Below are 19,362 nucleotides of genomic sequence, written 5' to 3'. Positions count from 1 at the left end.
TAATTATTTTTCGTAATCAACTAAAACTCTTTTAGCAGCTGTTTTTCCTATAAAATCTTTAACCTTTTCGTGTTCTGGATGGATTTGGTACTGCTCAAGATCAGAAAGATTTTCAAATTCAGTAATTAAAACCAGCTCATAGGCTGCATCACTTTCATTAATATTTTTGCCTACTTCTAAAAATTTAATTTCATCAACTAAATCCTTAAGTAAAAGCAGTTTCTCTACTGCTATTTCAATATTTTCTTCTTTCAAATTTCCTGCAGCAAAATCTTTAAATTTCCACATTACAACATGTTTAATCATTTTTATGACCTCCATTATATTTTATATAAATATCAGACGAAGATGAAATTATTAATAATTTGAACTAAAATATCATTTTTTAAAAATGAATCAGAAAATTAAAGCTATTAAATTTAGAATTAGATAGATAATAATAACTATTTAGCAATTTGAGCCAAATAAAAAGAATTTCTTTTTTCTCTATCTACATCTTTTTTTGTTTTTTGATTCTGAGCTGTTTCATTAAATTCTTCAGCAGCATCTATATTTAAACTTTTGAGTAGTTCTTTAGCCTTTTTATAATCATTTTCTGACACATAGAGTTCTATATTATAGGCAGAATAACCCATATAGATCACTGTATGGAGGTGATTTTTACATAAATTTAATAATTTTTTCTGTTTTATCAACCATTCTTTTTAATGAATCATTAACTCTTTCCTGATATGCTTTTTTATTTAAATATTCCCAGTCTATATCTTCATAATTAGTCACCATCATACCAAGGATCCATTCTTCCTGCCACTTTTCATTCCAGTGTACATATGCATTTAATCTATCAATTATTATATCTTCAATCCCAATAAAATAAGCAGTGTGCTGGCCGATTTCAAGCTCCATTAATTTATCATCTGCTCCCGCAAGTGGTCCTGATGGAGTCTCAACAGCTAAATCTAACTTATTTGAATCAAGAATCCAGTATTTATTATCTCTATAGAAACCTAATTTTTCTAGTATTTCTCCTATTTTTTTGGTAGAAGTCTCACAGACCATATCAACATCCATAGTAGCATATCCCCCACCAGTGTAAAATTCGACAGCCTGGCCACCAACTACTACTGGAGTAAGATTTAAATTTTCTTTAATAGCGGAAGTTAAAACGGCTATTATCTTTATCTTTTTAGAAAAATTATCAATATCTTCATTCAAAATGATATCTATTTCTTTTTTATAATCCATTTAAAGCACCTCAATTTTTAAGTTTATATTTTCTATTCCCTATTTTTTTAAGTTTATTTTCCCGGGATCTAATCATCATTTTAAATAAAAACATTTCTTTCTCTGGATTTCTTTCTCTGGATCCACTACGATAATTATTCCTTTCATTTATGTCAGATAACTGATTTTCTGAGGTCTTTTTATTAGCAGATTTTAAATAGTTTCTTACCTTTCTCATTTTGGACTGTTTATTTTTTTTATTATTTCTGTACTCAGCGAAAGTTTTTTTGGGCATTCTTAAAACCTCCCTACTACCTAATTATATGGCTGTTAGTCCTTTTTAACATTAATTTCATTTTGATTATATCACAGAAATTAGCATAATAAAATCATTTGTAAGTTGCAGTTTTTTGCTTTGTACAGCTTTATAAATTAATTTTAAGAAAAATAAAAGTTTGACATATGTTCATAATTGATTATATAGTAATATAGCTGTAGGTACAGTACCTACAATGATCTTTTACGGACTGCAGACAATTAGTCCTCAATATTTTTTTATCCTGGCATTTATTTCAACATCTCTAGTTTCCATGGCAGTTGGAACTGCTGTCGGAACTGCCAGTACAATTGGACTGGCCTTAATCAGCATTGCTCAGACGATAGGTCTCAGTCTACTTTTAGCTGCAGGAGCGATTATCTCCGGCTCTTATGTAGGAGACAGAATGTCACAGGTCTCTTCTATTGCCATTATCACAGCTCACAGTTCTGGTGCAAACCTGATGGATATGATTTATCATATGCTTAAAACAGCTATTTTACCATACCTGCTCACTGCTCTGGGATTTCTCTTTCTTGGTTTAAAAAATTTTTCCAGTACTACAAATATAGCTAATTTAGAATCATTGAGTAAAATGCGAATGAACATTTTCAGATCTCTTTCTGGCTGCTGCTGCCTCCAATCTTAATAATTGTGCTGGCAGTCTTAAAAGTACCCACTATTATCAACATTGCCCTAAATATTCTATTTTCTTTATTAATGGGGATTTATTTTACAGAAAGAGGCTGGTCAGAACTTTTAAATATTATATTTAGAGGTTTCAATAATAGAACAGAAATCGTATTTATAGATAATATTCTGGACCGAGGTGGTTTGACAAGTATGCTAGAACTTATTTCTTTAATAATTTTTGCTGTGCTTTTAGGTGGACTTTTAGAAAAAATGGGGGTTCTTAACAGCCTCTTAAAACCATTCCTGCATCTGATCAAGAAAAAATTGCACCTGATTTCTGTTACAATCTTTTCCAGCATTCTTTCTGCTGCTTTAGGCTGTAATCAATTTCTGGCTGTATTTTTATCTTTATTGACAAAATAACTCCCGCTTTCACCTTTAACTTGATTCGAAAAGGCAAGATAAACTGGAGTCCCTGCCAATGCCATCAGTTGAACCAGTGATTAAAATAGTTTTCATCAGAAAACACCTCCAATTGTCTACCCAAAATTATATTAAAAAATTAGAGTAATCAGATTTAAAAGCAGATAAAAAATTATTATTATTTTTGCTATCTGAGCCAGATAAAAAGAAAAACTTTTAACCTGATCACTGCTCTTTATTTCTTCTGTCTCTTGTTCTATTTCCGCAATTTCAGCTTCAGCATCTAAATTTAAATCTTTTAAAAGTTCTCTAGCCTGCTCATAATCTTTTTCTGCAACATATAGTTCAATATTATAGGCAGAATAACCCATATAGATCATGCTGTAGCCGCCAAATTCATCATGACGAACAATGACTTCTATATTATTGTCATTAAGCAGCGCTTCTATCATCTCTGCTTCTCTGACACCGGTTGTTATTAAATGCTGCAGTTTAAAATCAGTCATTTTTCTGCTCCTTATTGATAACCGTTTATTTAAAAACTAAATTCTATGGTTAAGACTTCAATCCCATTTTTTATTAATAACTCTGCTGTAATATCACTTTTTTTGCTTCCATAATTTAAAATAATTTCAGCAATTTTAACGTTTATCCAGTTCTTCAGCCTCTATATTTTGATAATTATTATTTGTTGAGTAACAGGCATTGTTGGCCAAAATATCTGGAATAGTTAATTTATTTTTACCATCAGGCAGCATACCATTTGCAGGTCATTATTAGCCTCCTTATTTCTCTACTATGCCGCTGCCGTCTAACTGATAATAACTACTTCCAGCACAGTCCTTACACAAGACTTTATCATCTTTTTGAACAGCTTTTGCAGCCATTAGCTTTTCGCCACACCTACTGCACTGCTTGTTATCAAAAATAGGTGCATAATCAGGCAGCTCAATTTCAACATCTGCTTCAATTTTAAATAATTTATCAGGATCAGCTTCAATTATTTTAAATGCTGTCTCCTGCCAGAGTTCCTTCATTTTTTCCTCTTCTTCTCTGCTCCCATTTCTATCTGCTACAACTTTTTCAAATAATTCAGCTGCTTCTGGATATTCACGCTCAATCAAATCAGAGTCCTTAAAATAATATCTCAGATTCTTAGTCGAATCTCCTCTTTTGACAAAGGTAACTGCTGTTTTTCCAAAATCACGATAGATAAGTGAGTTATTGCCAAAAGTGGTGCCTGCCGTATATTGGATCCCATCACTAAAGCAGCTGTTGGTTTCCACTACAGCAAGCAGATCCTCCATCCCATCATTTTCTGCTCCAAATCTTTTTAGTACATCTGCAGCAGCCAGCACTCCCAGAGCAAGATAGGGGCAGTAATGTCCATGCAGTTCCCCCGCTTTAAGCAGTAGATCATGCTGATTCTGATATTTTATCAATTTATTAATCCTATAGCGCGGTGTCTTTTTCTGCAGAGATAATGTCGGCTGATCCATAAAAGAAGCGTAAGGTTTGATATCAATAACTGGAGTTCCATCTATCGCATCAAGACCATAGACATGCAGTTTATTACCCTCTCTTTTTAATAATTCTACTGTAGTAATTCCAATTGGTGTCGGTCTGCGGGGACTTCTCGAGGTAAAAAGACCTCTTTCTGGTCCCCTCCTTCTTTTGCTGATTAGGTCATAGCCTTCTGATTTATGAAAATAGAAAAGAATCTGCAGATATTCATAATCTTCTATCTGATCAAGGCCATCTACATATTCTGCTTCAACCTCAATAATGCTTTTAGTTTTTCTCATCTCATCCGGTCCAACAGGTTCTTTATATTTACTTCTAACTTCTCCTATTTTATTAATTTCCATAGTCATCTCCCTCTGATGTTCTAAAACTCATTATTAGCTTTAACTTTCCTTGCTTTAATTTTACCATTAAAAAAGATTTATTACAAAAAACAGCCTCGTAAATTGTTATCGAGGCTGCTCATTTATAAATATTTTTATTTTTAGTTGTTATAATGTTCTTTAACTAAATCAGCTAAATTTATATTTTCAAGTTTAGAAATTGGGGTCAGCATTGTTATATTAACTACCCCCGGAGCTCTTCCAATGCTGATATCTCCATTAATTGTGACTCGGTTTTTTACTTCATCAAGAGAATAATCTAAAAGTTCAGCCAGCTTATTTAAACCATCTGCAGCCGCTGAATTTAAATCAGCACCGCTTCCGATCATCTGGATTGGATACATTTCATCTTCAATATTATCCAGACCAATACTCTGAGCATCTTTATTAATTTTTTCTCTTTCGGAAGCAGTATAGGGCTTAGTTAAAGGGGTTAAATCCTCAATATTAGGAAGTATAATTGGCCCGAGATTATTTAAATTTTTGATTAAATCAACAGTAACTTCTACTTCTGCTGCAATATCAGTTGTGTGTCCGGCAATTTCTCCATCTCCCTGCATTGCATGAACATCACCAATATATACTCCAGCTCCTTTTGTTTTAACAGGAGCAATAACAACTGCACCTTCCCGAACTTCATTAACATCCATATGAGCATCAGTTCTATTATCAAGCTCATCTTCAGTACAGGCAAATTCGTGTTTCGCCCCCAATAAAAACTGAGCAAAATCACCTGCATTATGAGAAGAAGGCATATCCATTGCCGGCACTGTACCAATATTTCCTACCATTGGAATTACTCGGGCAGGAACTCCCGGCATATCATGTTTGGCAAATGCATTAATTGAATGCTGCATTCCCTCTGGAGTTAAATTGCTGTATTTATCAGCATTTTTAGAAATTTCACTGCTTAAATTTTCATCAATTGTGATTCCAAATTCTCTTTTTCGATCAAAATACATTGTATAGCCATGAGGCATCTTAAAAGGAACAACCGGGGAATCACAGTTTTTACATTTAACTGCATTTTCTCCAGTTCCATCTAAATATGTATCTGGATTTTTAGTGCCACAGTTAGGACAGTAACTATCAATTCCTGGATCACTTTCAAAATAATCTGACTGAGCCTCGTCAGTTCCAGAAGAGGTTGCACGGGATAAAACATTTATATTTTCAATTTTTATTGCCACTGCATCGCCCACTTCTGCTCCTTCTACTCCAACTGGCTTACCAACTTCGTGCCAGCTTCTAATTTTAGGAGTAATCATGTTTCCCCAGCAGCCAGGATTGGTTCTGGTGATAAATTTTCCTCCAGAAACCAGTGTATCAATCATTTCTACTCCAGGACCAACAATATCAGTTGTTTCATCACAGTAAACTAATTTTTTCATTCTCCCACCTCCATTATATTGTCTTTATCAGATATATTATATTACTAAAATACAGAAAATTCAAATTAAAATATGATAAAAAACCTGAAATTAACTAATCTAAAATATAAATTTATTAATCTGCTCTGGATTTTTATCTTTTTTATTTTTAATAAAGCTTCCATTATCCAGCTCTCTGGAAGCTGCTGCCAGTTCTTCCCTGCTGTTCATTACAATTGGGCCCCCCAGGCAATCGGCTCTTCTAATTAAAAAAGCATTGGCATTAAAATCTGCCGGCAGTTCAAAGGTGAATTCACCCTACAGCGTCTGAGTTTAACTCCTGCTCCATCATAAAGTCTTGTTATTTTGTTTTTCCCGCAGCGGAGAACTTTCCCCTGGCCAATCTTTTCATATTTAAAGAGTTTGGTCTTACATTTAGCACATTTTATTGTCAGCATACTATCAGTCCTCCGAGTGATAAATATAATAATTTTTGCGTGCAAAGTAAAATAAGGTGATCCAGATACCCATCGGCACTAAGGTTACACCAACTAAAAGAAGAGTAACCCAGAGCTTTAGTTCCATATATCTGGAATAATAGACCAGTGCAATAACATAAAAGATAACAGAAATAGTTCCGACCAGGTATAAATTACTATTTACACTGATTATTATATTAGAAATTATTAAAATTAGTATTGATATCAAATACAGTTTACCTGATTTATCTGAAGTAAAACCCTTAAATATTGATTTGAGCATTATCCAGCTCCCTTCTCTTTTTATATTTAAATTTAAAACAAAATGATCTGCAAATTTATCTAAATTATCACTGTAAGGATAGCTTGTCCTTTCCCTGAAGATTAAAGACCCAATCTGATCAATTCCATCTACTCTTCTAGGAGCAAATGTTTAATGATAAATAGTCTGCAGAAAGCTGATCTGTTAGATAAATATCTTCTGCAGTTTTATAAAAGTTCTGACCATCGTGATGAGCTTTGAGAGCTTCTATCTTAAAAATCACCGGCTGATTGGTTCTCCTTACGGCCACTTTCTCAGCTTCTTTGACTCCAACACTTAAGTGAACATAATTTCTCCCCATCGGCTTCAGTCCGACATTCATTATTTTAGCCTGAACTTCTGGCCTTGTTCCGTGGTAGAGAATCGCGGGCGGCTTTACAGCCTGATAGTCAGGATTAACTCCCTCTATGCTGTGGCCGTAGTTGGCCCTGATTCTTTTTCGCCCCTCTAAAAAGCTAAAGCGGCCTTTGTCATCATTTTTTACTAATTCAATCAGATCAGCTTTAGTGATACCTTTAAATTTCCTCTGCAAAGCAGCTAAAAGTTCATCAGTTTTAACAGAAGCATCAGCGGCCAGTTTTAAATCAAAGTCCTCAGGATGGTGGCGTAAAATATAGGAAACAGTTTTTGAAAGTTTGGTTCTATTCATTTAAGATCACCTAAGTTTTAATTAGTAATTTATTTTTATTATAACATAGACTAAGGCTAACTGCGAAGATACTTATTCTTCTTTAAAACCAGGAAATAGACATAATCGAATATATTTTCAAAGTTTTTATAAATGTCATAATTTTTATATAATTCAATCAAATATAAAGGAAAAAAATTATTTTTCTTTAATTATATAATAAGAAGGGAGGATAAAAATGACTTATTTAAAGAAATCGCTGGTTTTTGCTGCTTTACTAATTTTAATTTTGGGATTATCTTCGATTTCAATTCTAGCTCAGGAAAGTTCTGGCATTCCTTTTGACAAGCTTAAAACCCCTACCAAATTACAGGATATAGTTAATAATTTTGACAAACTTGAATATAAGTTTTCATCTTTCAAAGCAGGAGAAAAAATTCAACAAATAAACGTTAAATTTCAGTATCAGGGTAAAGAAAAGGTAGATAATCTTCAGACAGATAAAATTTTTATTGAAAGTTCAACAAATAAATCATCACAGATTTCTCAGATGACTTTCTGGTTAAATGATGGTCAAATTGTAAAGCTGATACAGGATAAACAGCAGATTCCTGCTACAATAGCTAACTCAATGAAGAATAAATTTCTGCAATCTATCTTCTTTCCTTTTTATCACTTTGAGGAATTAAACCTTAAAAAAATTGCTTCTGAAGCTAAAGTTACCAGAACACAGGAAATGATAGATGAAAAAGAAATTGATATAATTAAAATAGAATCAGACAATCTAGCAGAGTCTGAATTGGAATCAGGGTCTGTAAAACTGGCAGATTTTGAGGAATTTATGATGACAGTAGGTTTTACTTATTTAACTCTAGAAGAAGCTGAAGCAGAATATGACGAAGCTTTATTTGAAGTTACTGGGATTGAATTACGATAAATTTTATAACAGCAAAAGATCAGGAAATGTAAAGAAAAAGTTTCAGAATCACTTTTACTACCGGTCAAGAATTCTTAATTAAAAGGGAGGTTTAATAATATGTGTAAAAGTAAGAGAAAATTATTTTCTACAGTTTTGATAACTACAGTTCTTATTTTCATGTTTCTGACCCCGGTGCTGGCATTTCCTGAAGACACACCAAATAAAGATGTTACAGGGAGTATAGATCATCCTCTAATTTCCCGTTTTCCAGGCTCCTATATTAGATTTTATGAAAGCAAAGATTATGATGAATTCACTCTGCCTTTAAATAAACTGAATAAGGCAGAATTTGGTGATCAATACAAAGAATTTACTGAAAAAGGGCTGAGAGTTGAAGGTAAAATGACACAGCATTTCTATGTTGTTCCGAAAAATCATTCTTCACTGGAAATTTTCAGAAATTATGAACAGGCATTAAAGGGGAAAGATTTTGAAATAATAGCCAGGAAAAGTGGAGGTGTTGATGAGGATTTTAAGACTTCACTTTATAACGGGATAGATTTTAAAGACGCTTCTGAAACCCACTTTGAGGGAGTGTGGGCAGATAAAGAAAGTGGCCGCTATCTGGCAGCAAAATTGAGCCGAGCTGAAGGTGATGTTTATATTTCTCTTTTCACTGCCAAACATGGATTTTATGGAGGAAAGTGGCCAGACGGACAGCCTGCAGTCTTCCAGGTTATTATTGAAGAAACAAATCTTGAGACAGATTTGATCAATGTTGAAAGTGTTATGCAGGATATTAATAGTAAAGGTAAGGCGGCTATTTATGGTATCCAGTTTGATGTCGATAGTGCTGAGATAAAGGAAGAATCAGAACCAACAATTAACAAAATTGCAGAGCTTTTAAAAGAAAATCCTGATCTTAATCTCAATGTTGTGGGTCATACAGATAGCACCGGTAATTTAGACTATAATATAGATCTATCCGAAAGAAGAGCCGAATCTCTGGTAGAATTCCTTGTTAATAATTACAATATTGATCAAAACCGACTTAATTCCTTTGGAGTTGGTCCCCTGGCTCCTAAAGCAACCAATGAGACTGAAAATGGAAGAGCCAAAAATCGCCGCGTAGAACTGGTTAAAAAATAAATTAATCCAATAAAAATTAAACAAAAAACTTTTATCCCTACTGTAATAATATTTTCATTCAGTAGGGTTTTTTTGCAAAATTAAAAACCTCAATTTTCTTTTATACTCACTAATTTTAATAAGCTTCTTAAAATAATCATAGTTAATGAAACTGAGAAAAACATTGCTCGTAACCCCAACAGATCAGCTGTATATCCAATTATCGGAGCGGCAGCAACAATAAATATAGTCCTAAATTGAGACTCAATTGATAGCATGGTTGCTCGTTCTTTTTCTTCAATTATATTAGCAATATAATCAAGCATTATTGGTCTTCTTAAATTTCGAATAACATAAAAAATTATAAAGAGAATAATAATTAGATAGGTAAAACCGCTGTTAATCATTAAACCAATGATGGCAATTATGAAAACTGTTAGGATATAGGTTAGATTTAAACTTTTACTGCTTTCATTAAATTTATTTTTTATCTTAAAAGCATTGCGGCTCGCATAAGAACTAATCAGATAAATAACTGCATATGATAATCCAAGCAGGACTGAAAGTCTTTTTTCTTTTGCAAAGCTGAGCAGCAGCGGCAGTGAAATAATTTCAAGCTTTAATACAGGCTGCAGATAATCTTTTAAAATTTTAAAAAATCCATCATAGACTCCAGAATTTATAATTCCCTTTCTTAAATCCTTCAACTGAAGCATCAGTTTTTTAAAACTTTCTAATCCAGAAAGGAGAAAAACTTTTAAATCCAAAACATTAGTAGTTTTTCCATCTAAATAATCAGGATAGGTAGAAATTAGAATAAAATCCAGTATATAAGGTAATATGGAAAATAAAAAGATTAATCTGTAATTTGATTCAATAAAAACTATCAAGCCCCCAATTACTGCAGAAATCGCTGAGCCGATTAAAGAGTACGATTTTGTTCTCCCATAAACCTCTGTCTTTTTTTCTGCAATATTATTTTGGTCAAGATATAAAAAGATAATTGCCTTATGAGTTCCACTTCTAAAAGCTTCTCCGATCCCAAATAAAACCATTGCCAGACCAATGCTTAAATAGATACTGCTGTAGTAAAAAAGAATGAATGAAAAAATATAGAAAACAAAACATATCTGCAGACTTTTTTTGCGGCCGTAGTTATCAGCAAAAATACCTGAAGGTACTTCTAAAATATTTTTTGTGATTTCTCGAATCGAAATTAAACTTCCAATTTGAAAATATGAAAATCCGAGACTTAAGAAAAATATATAGAGAAATGGCTCAAAGAATTTAAGATTTTTTAAGAGTCCATAAAAACCAAATTTTTTTATGTTTTTATCCTTTTTAATATTCATCTATAATTCTCCTAAATTAGCTAATTTCTATTATATATAATTCTTGATTATCAGCATGATATCAATCCTTTCAAAATAGTTATCACTGTGGACATAGCCTTTTGCAGATGCTAATCGTCAGCTTCTGCCTCAAAAAGCCCCATAATCTTATTCAAAATGGCTCTTGGATTTTGCAAAAAATCTGACTGAGAAAACTCCAGCCGTTTTGTTTTTAATTTAGCCAGTAGTTTATCTTCTTTGAACTTAATCGTTACTTCTCCAATCTTAAAACCTTCAATCTCTTTATTTTGATCTAAATTATTATTCTTAAATTTAAGCTTAATATTTTCCTTGAGCCGCTTCAACTCCAACCAGAGCCGCCACTCTTTTAGAGAGCGGATGCTAAGTTCAGGCAGAGTATCTGCTTTTTTGAGCAGCATCAGGTTGGAATAAATATGGCTGCCGCTGACTCCATAACCCTCTGCTTTAATTTTTTTACCGAGCTGCTGCCAGCTTTCAACTTCAAAAAGCAGATAATCCTGATCAGAATTTTTGCTGTTGGAAGGAAAATCAATTTCTTCTCTTTTGATTATTTTTTTATTCTTAATTTTGCCGTAATAGCGGACTCCACTCTCTCTGCCAAACTTTGCTTTACTCTGAAAAATAGCTATGTACTCTAAATTATAGTTTAATACTGACTGCTGCAGCGGTAGATAATAGAGTTTATTGTCAAGCAGATACTTCAGCTGCTTTTTGCTGCGCAGTGATCCGAGCAGCAGATCAACCTTAAATTCAGGCTCAGGTCTGAATTCATCCGCAGCAGCCGGCAGCAGGTTGCGCTCAAAATTGCTCTGAGCTGATTCGTCAATTATATTTTCTAAAAAGTCAGCTAGCAGTTCTGTGCTGCCGGGTAAAAAGGGAAAGGCTCCAATATTGACCTGAACAATGCTCTGGTAGAATTTGTGTTCTTTAAACTTTTCCTGATCGTGGTAGGGAAAGAGCACATAGGCCCCAACCATTGTCCGCCGGTAGTCTTCTCCCATTTCTGCGGCTACTGCATCCCGGTAGCGGTGCATGGTATTGATATCTGATTCTTCCGGGCCAGGAATACCATTGTACCTTTTGCCATATCCTGTACCTTCTTCTGCATTATTGAGCCTGTATTTAGCATCAAAAATGAACTTATACTGATTGTCAGAATCATTTTTGCTGAGTGAAAGAATATTATCCGGCTTCTGATTGGTGGTAATAGAATCTCCGCTTGCTCTGTTATAGCTTAAAGTAAAGTTCTCCCCGGTGATTGGATTCTGATATTCGACCTCTGCCGAAGCTCCTTGAGAAAGGGTAACATTGATGCCGCTGTAATCCAGCTCAATGATGTTGTTTTTAACCATCCTATATTTATCCTGGAGCAGACTATTTAATTTAAGAAAAGTCCAGTATTCATATAGCTGCCAGAGTTCCTTAATTGAAAGCCTGAAGATATAGCCATTCAGAGAAAGCCCCTTTAAAAGCATCAGGTAATATTTATATAATTCCTTGTAGCCGGGGGCCATCTGCAGCACCAAAGAAATCGAATCAATCTTCTGCAGCTCACCCACCTCAGCCAAGAATGAATGCTTGAGTTTTAATTTAAGCTTTCTGATCATCTTATCGATTTCAGCAATCAAATCCTGATCCGGATTAAGCTTGGAACTGCGGTAATTTACTTTAAAATGTTTAAGCCTTTTGATCAGCTCTGAGAAACTCCATTTGATAAACTTATTTTCAAAATTATCATAGCTCAGCTTTTTCTCAACTGCCAGCATCTTTTCCGGCAGCTTGAGCTCCTGGTCATAATGGCGGCTGTTTTTATTCAACCACTTGAGGCTTTGTCGACCCACTTTTTTGACTCTCGCGGCAGGCCTAACATTACGCTTTCGAATAATCCTGTGGTGTGGTGACTCTTCTACTCTTTTAAGTGCTTTAAATAAATCTTCAAAAATATTTTCAATAATTACAAAAAATTCAGCTTCGGTGATATTCTGCTTTTCGGAAATTTTCATCTGCTGGTAGGTCTTTCTCAAAAAATCATAAGCCAAATTATATACTTCCTTATTGACTTCCTCTAAAAGCTGACTGTAGTCCTTTTGGTAGTCAATTTTACTCGGAAAAACTTCCAGTTTGAAAGTTAAAACCACCTGAGAGTTACTGCGAATTTCAAACTCAGAATAACCGATATCACTGCCGAAGTTGATGCTGCCGTAAAGCACATTGGGATTATCATTAGGATGTGACAGAGATTCTCTGATCTCGCGATTGGGATGGTAGATCTCAATCGGCATTTCGGCTTCCAGATAAAAATCATAGTTTTGATATTCAAAAAAGAGGGGATAGCTTTTAATAGAATTATAAGGGCTCAACTTGAGCTGATCTATTTCTGGATCGTGATATTTAAAATCAAAGTTCTCTTTTAAAGTTGAGCTGAAGCTGCAGACAGCCTGAGCTTTATTTGCCTCCGGAAATTCTTTTTCGTGATCAGGATGCAGAGGTTTACCCTTGATGTTTAAAGAAAGTTTATCATTTTTAACTGTGATCAAATCTATCTTTTTAGCAGCCATTTTATCACCTTAATATCATAATTAATTTTCTCGAAACTCAATATTATTTTCTTCACACCACTCAATTGCTATATCCTTATATCTCTGATCTTTATAATCATACCACTGATCTTCTATATCATACTGATAAATCTTATCTTTAAACATTCTAAAGGCACCATTTCCTCGAATAGCATAAAGAAGTTCCTCTCTTAGTTCTTCATCTTCGATTGAATAGCAAAAATCTTCCATAATACTATAGTCATCAATTTCATAGTCATCCGGAAGTCTTATATAGTCATCAGTTGAGATAATATCAACTGCAGCCTTAATATTCTCCCGCTGCCATTCTGGAAATTTATCAAGGTCAGGATCTTCCTCTCCAGCTCTTAATTCATCATCCATTATCATGAAAACTTCACCAGTTTTTTTATAATAAAAATAATTGCTCTCTCTGGTTCTAAGTTCTAAAGCTTCTAATACATCCTCTAAATCAACTTTAAGTTTCATTTTTTAACACCTCTATTCTTGAAAATAATCAAAATGATTTTCCATGTTATAGCTGTTATATTTTTTGAAGATTTCTCTAGCTATCTTTTTTAACTCCTTTGCAAAATCCTTGAGAAATAATATTTAACTTCCAGAATAAGCACAGACTCCAACTCGGGGAGAATTAACAACCGGCAGTAGATTATCAGTTCCTCTCATACAGTCATTTTCTTCATGTTTATCAAGACAGTCACTGCAGTACCAACCACCATTATAACAACTTGAACAGACAAATTCAGCAAGATTATCACAGTGACTGCACTTAATCTCAGGCTGGTGATTCCTTGCCAGAACACTGATCTTTTCTTCTCTTTCCTCTGCTTTAAATACATTAACTACATTCAAATCCAATTTAGTATAAGAACCAAAATCATAGATATATGAAAATTTAGTTTTTTCTCTTAAAACATCTTTGATTTTATGATTCATATTAAGTCCACTGAATGTAAAGTGCTGCTCATTAATTTCAAATTCACTCAGATGATTACAGCATTCGAGCCAGATATCACGCAAAAACTTGTCAAAATCACTTAACTTAGCGTCTGCTTTAACCTGCAGCTGCAGCCAGTAGTCTGACCAATTTGTACCCTTGACATAAATATGATAATATTTGATTTCCTGAGACTGACCTTCTTCAATTATCTTTTCATAATTCTTATTTAGACATAATTTTAAGTGTCTGGACATTCCTGATTGAGTATATTCATTTGCACAAATTTTGCATTTGCCTTTCATAAAAATTAACCCTCCAAATTATTTTTTTGATATATTAAAAATAACGTTCAAGCTCAGACTTTATCTCTTGCTGATCAACTTTAAGTATCGACAGTATTCCTTTTTCTGCCAGAGATATTCAATCTCTTTAATACCTAACTCAATTATATATTATCAACAACTTAAATGAAAGTTAAACAGACTGATAAGCAAAATATAACTTGCTGATATAAATCTAATTTTATATAATATAACAGAGGTGATTTATATGAGTCTTTCGATAGAAGATTTAGAAAAAATGGCAGCAGAGCAGTCTTTTCAAAAAGGAATAAACTATTACCAAATGAATCTAGTTAATAATCCACTTATTGACGGAAACACTATTAAAGCTGAAGTATCAGGAAGCAGTTTTTCTTTATATGATGTTGAAATGAATATTGATGATCCTTCCAGTAATCACTGCAGCTGTCCTTATGATTGGGGTGGAATTTGCAAGCACCTGGTTGCCCTTGGGTTATACTGGTGCAATGATAAAGAAGCTTTCCGGAAAGTTAAAAAAGAAAAAGCCAAATTAAAAAATGAACTGGATCGGCTTTTTAAGTCTTTAACTAGAGAAGAGCTAACAGAACTGCTTGGTGAATTTGTTTATGAAAATGATAATTCTAAATCTAAAGTTTTAAATTTTATTCAGGATAAGGGTAAAATGAGTAATGAATTATACCTTGAAAAGCTTAAAAGTTTAAAAAACCAGGCATTTGCTATTCTAATGGAGTTCAATCAATATGGTGGAGGTCCTATCAACGAAGAAAATAATTTTTTTGAGTTTATTAATGAAATGGAGAAATTAATTAACAAATTAGATATCCCTTCTTCTTTACGACATGAAATTATCAATGAATTTATGGGAGAATATTTAATAGGTAATTCTGGCTTAGATGACCCGACCCTTGATATTGTATATAGTACAGCCCGGAACAAAGATGACTGGGAATTAATAATTCAGCATCTAAAAAAATCTGGTAGTAGATATGATCAGGAATTAATAATGAAAATATATTTGAATAAATTACATAATGAAGAAAAATATTTAAAACTCAGAAAAAAACAACTTAAATATGGAATGGATTATTATAAGTTAGCTTGCTATTATCAAGATATTGACCAGGAAGAAAAAGCAGTTCAAATTGCCTTAAAAGGTGAAAAAGAGGGAGAAGGACGCATTATAGATAATATTACTTTCCTGAAAAAATATTATCAGAAACAAAATAATTACCAGAAAACTCTGGAATATCTAATCAAAGAATATAAAGAGTCCCCCTCATTTGAAAAATATCTATCTGTTTTGGATAACTGCAAAAAAGATGATAAAAAACAGATAAAAAATGATTTAATAAGTTATTTAAAAGAAAGTAAATATTCCAGATATAATAATGAGCTTGCTTTAATATATGAATCTCAAAAAAATTACGAAGAAATACTAAAATTAGTAATGGCCAACAAAATATATCCTGATAATTTCAGTGAATTACTAATCAATAAATTCCCACACGAAATGATAGATTACTATAGTCAGAAAGTACAAGGTTATATAAATAACAAAAACCGTTCTAGTTACCAAAGCGGTGCCCAAATTGCTTTAATTATAAAAGAAATATATACAAAAATTCTAAAATCTTCATCAAAATGGGAAGATTATATCCAAAATATTCTTGAAAAATATCCTCGTCATCCAGCACTTCAAGAAGAATTTAAAAAAATTTTCTAAATTAGGAAAGAAACTTTCTAATAAAATAAATAGAATTGAAATATGAAGATTAGACAAATTTAAATCGCCGGTTTCCCGGCGTTATTTTTTATCAGCTTTATGTCGCAAACAAGCGTTTTTAAACTCCGCTTAAGTTATTGAAGCCTGATAGATTTTAGATACTGCATCTTTAAGCACCTGATTAAATTTTTCGTCTGACTGATCAACTTTCAGGTCCTGAAGTAGAGCTCTGGAAAAACTTGCAATCATATTATGATTTTTAGAAAGCTTATCTACAGCTTCCTTCTGACTATAACCACCAGATAAAGCTACCAACCTAACTACATTTGGATGTTCAATAATTTCCTTATAAAAATCTGGCTGACTTGGAATTGAAAGTTTGAATATATACTGCTCATAATCTAAGGTTTCAAGCAGCTTTAAGATTTCCTCTTTTAAAATTTTCTCAGATTCAAGCTTATCATCACTTTCTATATTTACTTCTGGTTCTAAAATTGGGATAAATCCGGCTTCATAGATCTTTTTACCATATTCAAACTGCTGTGCTGCAATTTCTTTAATTCCTTTGGGATTTGCACTATGAATCACAGATCTCATTTTAGTTCCAAAAATATTATGCTTCTTTGCTTCCTCGAGCAGATTATCCAGTTCAGTCATTGGCTTCATCAGCTGAACTCCATTTTCTTTTTCTTCTGTACCCTGATCAACTTTAAGTATCGGCAGTATTCCTTTTTCCTGCCAGAGATATTCAGCAGTATATTTGCCCTCCATTTTGTTATTCATGGTATGTTTGAATAAGATTGCCCCTAAAATATAATCTGAACTAAAAGAAGGACTTGTGATGACCCTGGTCCTCATTGCCTGAACAAGCTCAAACATTTCTGCTTTAGTTTCATATTCAGTCTCTTTAATACCATAATCTGCTAAAGCTCCTGGGGTACTACCACCGCTCTGATCCATTGCCGCAATAAAACCTCTGCCATTTTTCATTAAATCAATTTGCTTTTTGTCCATTATTTTCTCCTCCATTTATTTTAGTTGGTTTGGTCCCAAAAAGCCTAAATAAATAACTTTAATTAAAAAATAATTAAAGTTTTGAACCAGAAAAGCTATATTATAAAGAATCTTTGCATCTTCTAAAAGCTTTTGGGGTTTAGATTTAGTTTCATCCTTTCTCTGATTTCTTAACTTAATTATATCAAATAAATCCTTTCATAAAAAGGACTAAGGTGGATTAATTAAATTAATATTATTTTTTGCTTATCAGGGTCAACTTTCAATTAGTAAAAATATCGGCTGTTAGTTTATCAATAACAAAAAAACAGCTGCATCTAAAAATAGAAACTGTCTTAAGTTTATATCTTTTTCTATTTTTTTTTAATAGAATCAGTTGAAATTTAAATCAATAAATATTTTCACTAAAAGTGGATCAAATTGAATACCAGAACTTACCGTTAGCTCTTCAATAATTTCTTGATCACTCATTGCTGGTTTGTAATTTCGTCCATATTTCATTACATCATAGGCATCAACTACGGCAATTATCCTGGCTGCCAGAGGTATATCTTCTCCTTTTAAAGCCAGAGGATAACCACTCCCATCCCACCATTCATGATGAGTTAATATTCCTTCTGCTACATCGACCATATCTAAAGAAGTATAGGCAATCTGAAAACCTGTCACCGGATGTTCTTTAATCTGCTGCCACTCACTTTCATTTAAAGGACCATCATTAACCAGAATATCATTCGAAATAATTATTTTTCCCAGGTCATGAAGCTCAGCCAGCAGCATTAGATCCTCCAGCTTGTCGTTTTCAAGCTCCAGTTCTTCCCCCAGTAACAAAGCTGGTGCTTTTAAACGCTGACTGTGCAAATATGTATTATAATCAGCCTCCTTAATCATCTTTTTCAAAAGACTGGAATAACTGTAATCAAATTTTAAATTTTTAGCATAACTCAAACTCTCCATTTGTCGTTTTCATCCTCCTGTCTTTAATAAAATTACTCCCCGGCATTTCTTTTACTTTTTTCTTTAATTCTGCAGCTCGGTCGCTAATTTCTAGATGATTTTTTAACTTTCTATCACTATTCGAAACTATTGCAATTGAAATTGAAGTCAAAGGAGTATTAACTATTTGATGCTGCCGATCAAGACAAACTATATAACCTCTTAGTAAATCTTTGTTTTTAAAAAAATTACGAATCCCCCTGTCAAATTCTTCTATAATCACTTCTGCCAGATATTGATCATCTTCGGCAGCAGTGATAATTACAAAATCATCTCCGCCAATATGGCCAACAAATGTGTTTGTCACCATTTTTTGAGCACAATTATTAAGCACTTCTGCTGTGTAATTAATTACCTGATCACCTTTACGATAACCATAGCTGTCATTATAGGCTTTAAAATTATCAAGATCCAGATAAAGAACAGAAAATTTTTCTTCTCTTCTAATTCTTTCTTTAATTTCGGATTCAATGCTTAAATTGCCAGGTAATCCAGTTAAGGGGTTGGCATTTTTAGCAGTTTCTATCTTTAATTCTGACACTTCTATTAACAGATCTTTGATCGATAAAATGCCGTAATATTTATCATTTTTAGTAATTATTATTGAATCATATATCTTTTCCTGTGGACGTTTCATCGCTATTTTTGAAACTTTTAAAATAGACTCTTCAAAATCTATAATTAGCGGCTCTGAATCCATTACTGCCTCCACATTTTTCTGCATATAAAGGTTATAGCCAAATCTGCTGCCCAGACGATAAAAAAGCTTATCCCGCATAACCAGACCGGCTGTCTGCTCTTCTTTAAGTACAACTATACTCTGAATATTATTGCGGTTAAAAATATCGACCAATGTTTTTGTCTTAGTAGAAACCGGCACTGTTACTACTCTATTCTCACTACAAATATCTCCTATTTTTATTGATTTCATTAATATCACCTACTTTTTTTCTTATTAATTAAATCATATCACCTTATTATTACGATAGTGTAAATTAGAAATTAACAGTCTGTAAATAATTTTCTGAAAATGTTAAACGGTTTTTAGAAATTAGCTCCTATAAA

Annotated in this window: 22 protein-coding genes and 1 pseudogene; 5 read left to right on the top strand and 18 right to left on the bottom strand. The window is 33.0% G+C overall.

The genetic code is table 11. The annotated features are described in order from the left end of the window. Nucleotides 1-3 precede the first annotated feature (3 nt). From C7954_RS03930 to C7954_RS03920, 4 genes are all read right to left on the bottom strand, one after another. On the bottom strand, nucleotides 4-306 hold the full coding sequence (locus C7954_RS03930) for a Dabb family protein (protein WP_089722864.1): 303 nt from the start codon (nucleotides 304-306) through the stop codon (nucleotides 4-6). A 137-nt stretch (nucleotides 307-443) separates the two neighbouring features. After that, entirely contained in the window at nucleotides 444-602 is a 159-nt protein-coding gene (locus C7954_RS13615) for a hypothetical protein (protein ID WP_166667677.1), read from the bottom strand. Between the two features lie 58 nt (nucleotides 603-660). Continuing rightward, on the bottom strand, nucleotides 661-1,245 hold the full coding sequence (locus C7954_RS03925) for a DUF6036 family nucleotidyltransferase (protein ID WP_089716558.1): 585 nt from the start codon (nucleotides 1,243-1,245) through the stop codon (nucleotides 661-663). A 10-nt stretch (nucleotides 1,246-1,255) separates the two neighbouring features. After that, nucleotides 1,256-1,519 carry a hypothetical protein gene (locus tag C7954_RS03920; RefSeq protein ID WP_089722862.1) on the bottom strand — a complete coding sequence of 88 codons (264 nt, stop codon included), beginning with the start codon at nucleotides 1,517-1,519 and terminating at the stop codon, nucleotides 1,256-1,258. A 217-nt stretch (nucleotides 1,520-1,736) separates the two neighbouring features. Between C7954_RS03920 and C7954_RS03915 the strand changes: the two genes are divergently transcribed. Both C7954_RS03915 and C7954_RS03910 read left to right on the top strand, forming a co-directional pair. Beyond that, nucleotides 1,737-2,189 (top strand): Na+/H+ antiporter NhaC family protein, encoded by a 453-nt coding sequence (locus C7954_RS03915; protein WP_089722861.1) that lies wholly within the window; start codon nucleotides 1,737-1,739, stop codon nucleotides 2,187-2,189. A 5-nt stretch (nucleotides 2,190-2,194) separates the two neighbouring features. Continuing rightward, entirely contained in the window at nucleotides 2,195-2,596 is a 402-nt protein-coding gene (locus tag C7954_RS03910; RefSeq protein WP_243734145.1) for a Na+/H+ antiporter NhaC family protein, read from the top strand. Nucleotides 2,597-2,727: 131 nt separating this feature from the next. Here C7954_RS03910 and C7954_RS03905 read toward each other — a convergent pair whose 3' ends face one another. The 7 genes and pseudogenes from C7954_RS03905 to C7954_RS03875 form a co-directional block, all read right to left on the bottom strand. Next, complete coding sequence (locus tag C7954_RS03905; protein ID WP_089716554.1) at nucleotides 2,728-3,102, bottom strand: putative signal transducing protein; 375 nt, start codon at nucleotides 3,100-3,102, stop codon at nucleotides 2,728-2,730. 279 nt (nucleotides 3,103-3,381) lie between these two features. Then, nucleotides 3,382-4,464: a tRNA (N6-threonylcarbamoyladenosine(37)-N6)-methyltransferase TrmO gene (tsaA, locus tag C7954_RS03900; RefSeq protein ID WP_110300852.1), complete on the bottom strand. Its 1,083-nt coding sequence runs from the start codon at nucleotides 4,462-4,464 to the stop codon at nucleotides 3,382-3,384. Nucleotides 4,465-4,604: 140 nt separating this feature from the next. Next, nucleotides 4,605-5,894: an acetamidase/formamidase family protein gene (locus C7954_RS03895; protein ID WP_073159560.1), complete on the bottom strand. Its 1,290-nt coding sequence runs from the start codon at nucleotides 5,892-5,894 to the stop codon at nucleotides 4,605-4,607. A gap of 99 nt (nucleotides 5,895-5,993) precedes the next feature. After that, a pseudogene (locus C7954_RS14160) lies at nucleotides 5,994-6,139 on the bottom strand (pirin-like C-terminal cupin domain-containing protein); the annotation flags it as partial. Then, nucleotides 6,140-6,331, bottom strand: a complete 192-nt coding sequence (locus tag C7954_RS03885) for a hypothetical protein (protein WP_073159558.1) — start codon at nucleotides 6,329-6,331, stop codon at nucleotides 6,140-6,142. 4 nt (nucleotides 6,332-6,335) lie between these two features. Then, a complete protein-coding gene (locus C7954_RS03880) occupies nucleotides 6,336-6,635 on the bottom strand; it encodes a hypothetical protein (protein ID WP_073159556.1) in 300 nt (99 codons plus the stop codon). A gap of 136 nt (nucleotides 6,636-6,771) precedes the next feature. Continuing rightward, nucleotides 6,772-7,323 carry an RNA 2'-phosphotransferase gene (locus C7954_RS03875; RefSeq protein WP_089655467.1) on the bottom strand — a complete coding sequence of 184 codons (552 nt, stop codon included), beginning with the start codon at nucleotides 7,321-7,323 and terminating at the stop codon, nucleotides 6,772-6,774. Between the two features lie 217 nt (nucleotides 7,324-7,540). Between C7954_RS03875 and C7954_RS03870 the strand changes: the two genes are divergently transcribed. After that, complete coding sequence (locus tag C7954_RS03870) at nucleotides 7,541-8,239, top strand: hypothetical protein (protein WP_089655469.1); 699 nt, start codon at nucleotides 7,541-7,543, stop codon at nucleotides 8,237-8,239. Between the two features lie 99 nt (nucleotides 8,240-8,338). After that, entirely contained in the window at nucleotides 8,339-9,370 is a 1,032-nt protein-coding gene (locus tag C7954_RS03865) for an OmpA family protein (protein ID WP_134058792.1), read from the top strand. Nucleotides 9,371-9,459: 89 nt separating this feature from the next. Here C7954_RS03865 and C7954_RS03860 read toward each other — a convergent pair whose 3' ends face one another. The 4 genes from C7954_RS03860 to C7954_RS03845 all read right to left on the bottom strand — a co-directional run bounded on the left by C7954_RS03860 (nucleotide 9,460) and on the right by C7954_RS03845 (nucleotide 14,543). Further along, nucleotides 9,460-10,701: an MFS transporter gene (locus tag C7954_RS03860; RefSeq protein WP_073159550.1), complete on the bottom strand. Its 1,242-nt coding sequence runs from the start codon at nucleotides 10,699-10,701 to the stop codon at nucleotides 9,460-9,462. Nucleotides 10,702-10,811: 110 nt separating this feature from the next. After that, nucleotides 10,812-13,280: a restriction endonuclease-like protein gene (locus C7954_RS03855; protein ID WP_134058789.1), complete on the bottom strand. Its 2,469-nt coding sequence runs from the start codon at nucleotides 13,278-13,280 to the stop codon at nucleotides 10,812-10,814. 21 nt (nucleotides 13,281-13,301) lie between these two features. Continuing rightward, the gene (locus tag C7954_RS03850; protein ID WP_108139462.1) at nucleotides 13,302-13,769 is read right to left on the bottom strand and encodes a UPF0158 family protein; all 468 of its coding nucleotides are present in this window, start codon (nucleotides 13,767-13,769) and stop codon (nucleotides 13,302-13,304) included. Between the two features lie 123 nt (nucleotides 13,770-13,892). Next, nucleotides 13,893-14,543, bottom strand: coding sequence for an IS1096 element passenger TnpR family protein (locus C7954_RS03845; protein WP_089722857.1), 651 nt, complete (start codon nucleotides 14,541-14,543; stop codon nucleotides 13,893-13,895). Between the two features lie 238 nt (nucleotides 14,544-14,781). Here C7954_RS03845 and C7954_RS03840 point away from each other — a divergent pair, with 238 nt between their 5' ends. Then, nucleotides 14,782-16,287, top strand: a complete 1,506-nt coding sequence (locus C7954_RS03840; RefSeq protein ID WP_134058786.1) for an SWIM zinc finger family protein — start codon at nucleotides 14,782-14,784, stop codon at nucleotides 16,285-16,287. Nucleotides 16,288-16,416: 129 nt separating this feature from the next. On the opposite strand, the gene C7954_RS03835 is transcribed toward C7954_RS03840, so the two are convergent. The 3 genes from C7954_RS03835 to C7954_RS03825 form a co-directional block, all read right to left on the bottom strand. Next, nucleotides 16,417-17,301 carry a fructose bisphosphate aldolase gene (locus C7954_RS03835; protein ID WP_073159538.1) on the bottom strand — a complete coding sequence of 295 codons (885 nt, stop codon included), beginning with the start codon at nucleotides 17,299-17,301 and terminating at the stop codon, nucleotides 16,417-16,419. Nucleotides 17,302-17,673: 372 nt separating this feature from the next. Beyond that, nucleotides 17,674-18,258, bottom strand: a complete 585-nt coding sequence (locus tag C7954_RS03830) for an HD-GYP domain-containing protein (protein ID WP_081374591.1) — start codon at nucleotides 18,256-18,258, stop codon at nucleotides 17,674-17,676. Continuing rightward, entirely contained in the window at nucleotides 18,236-19,228 is a 993-nt protein-coding gene (locus C7954_RS03825; RefSeq protein WP_089722855.1) for a GGDEF domain-containing protein, read from the bottom strand. The genes C7954_RS03830 and C7954_RS03825 overlap by 23 nt, the downstream gene beginning before the upstream one ends. Between the last annotated feature and the right edge of the window lie 134 nt (nucleotides 19,229-19,362).

The organism is Halanaerobium congolense (assembly GCF_004366375.1).
Classification (GTDB): domain Bacteria; phylum Bacillota; class Halanaerobiia; order Halanaerobiales; family Halanaerobiaceae; genus Halanaerobium; species Halanaerobium congolense.
This window is presented reverse-complemented; position numbering and strand designations above follow the sequence as displayed.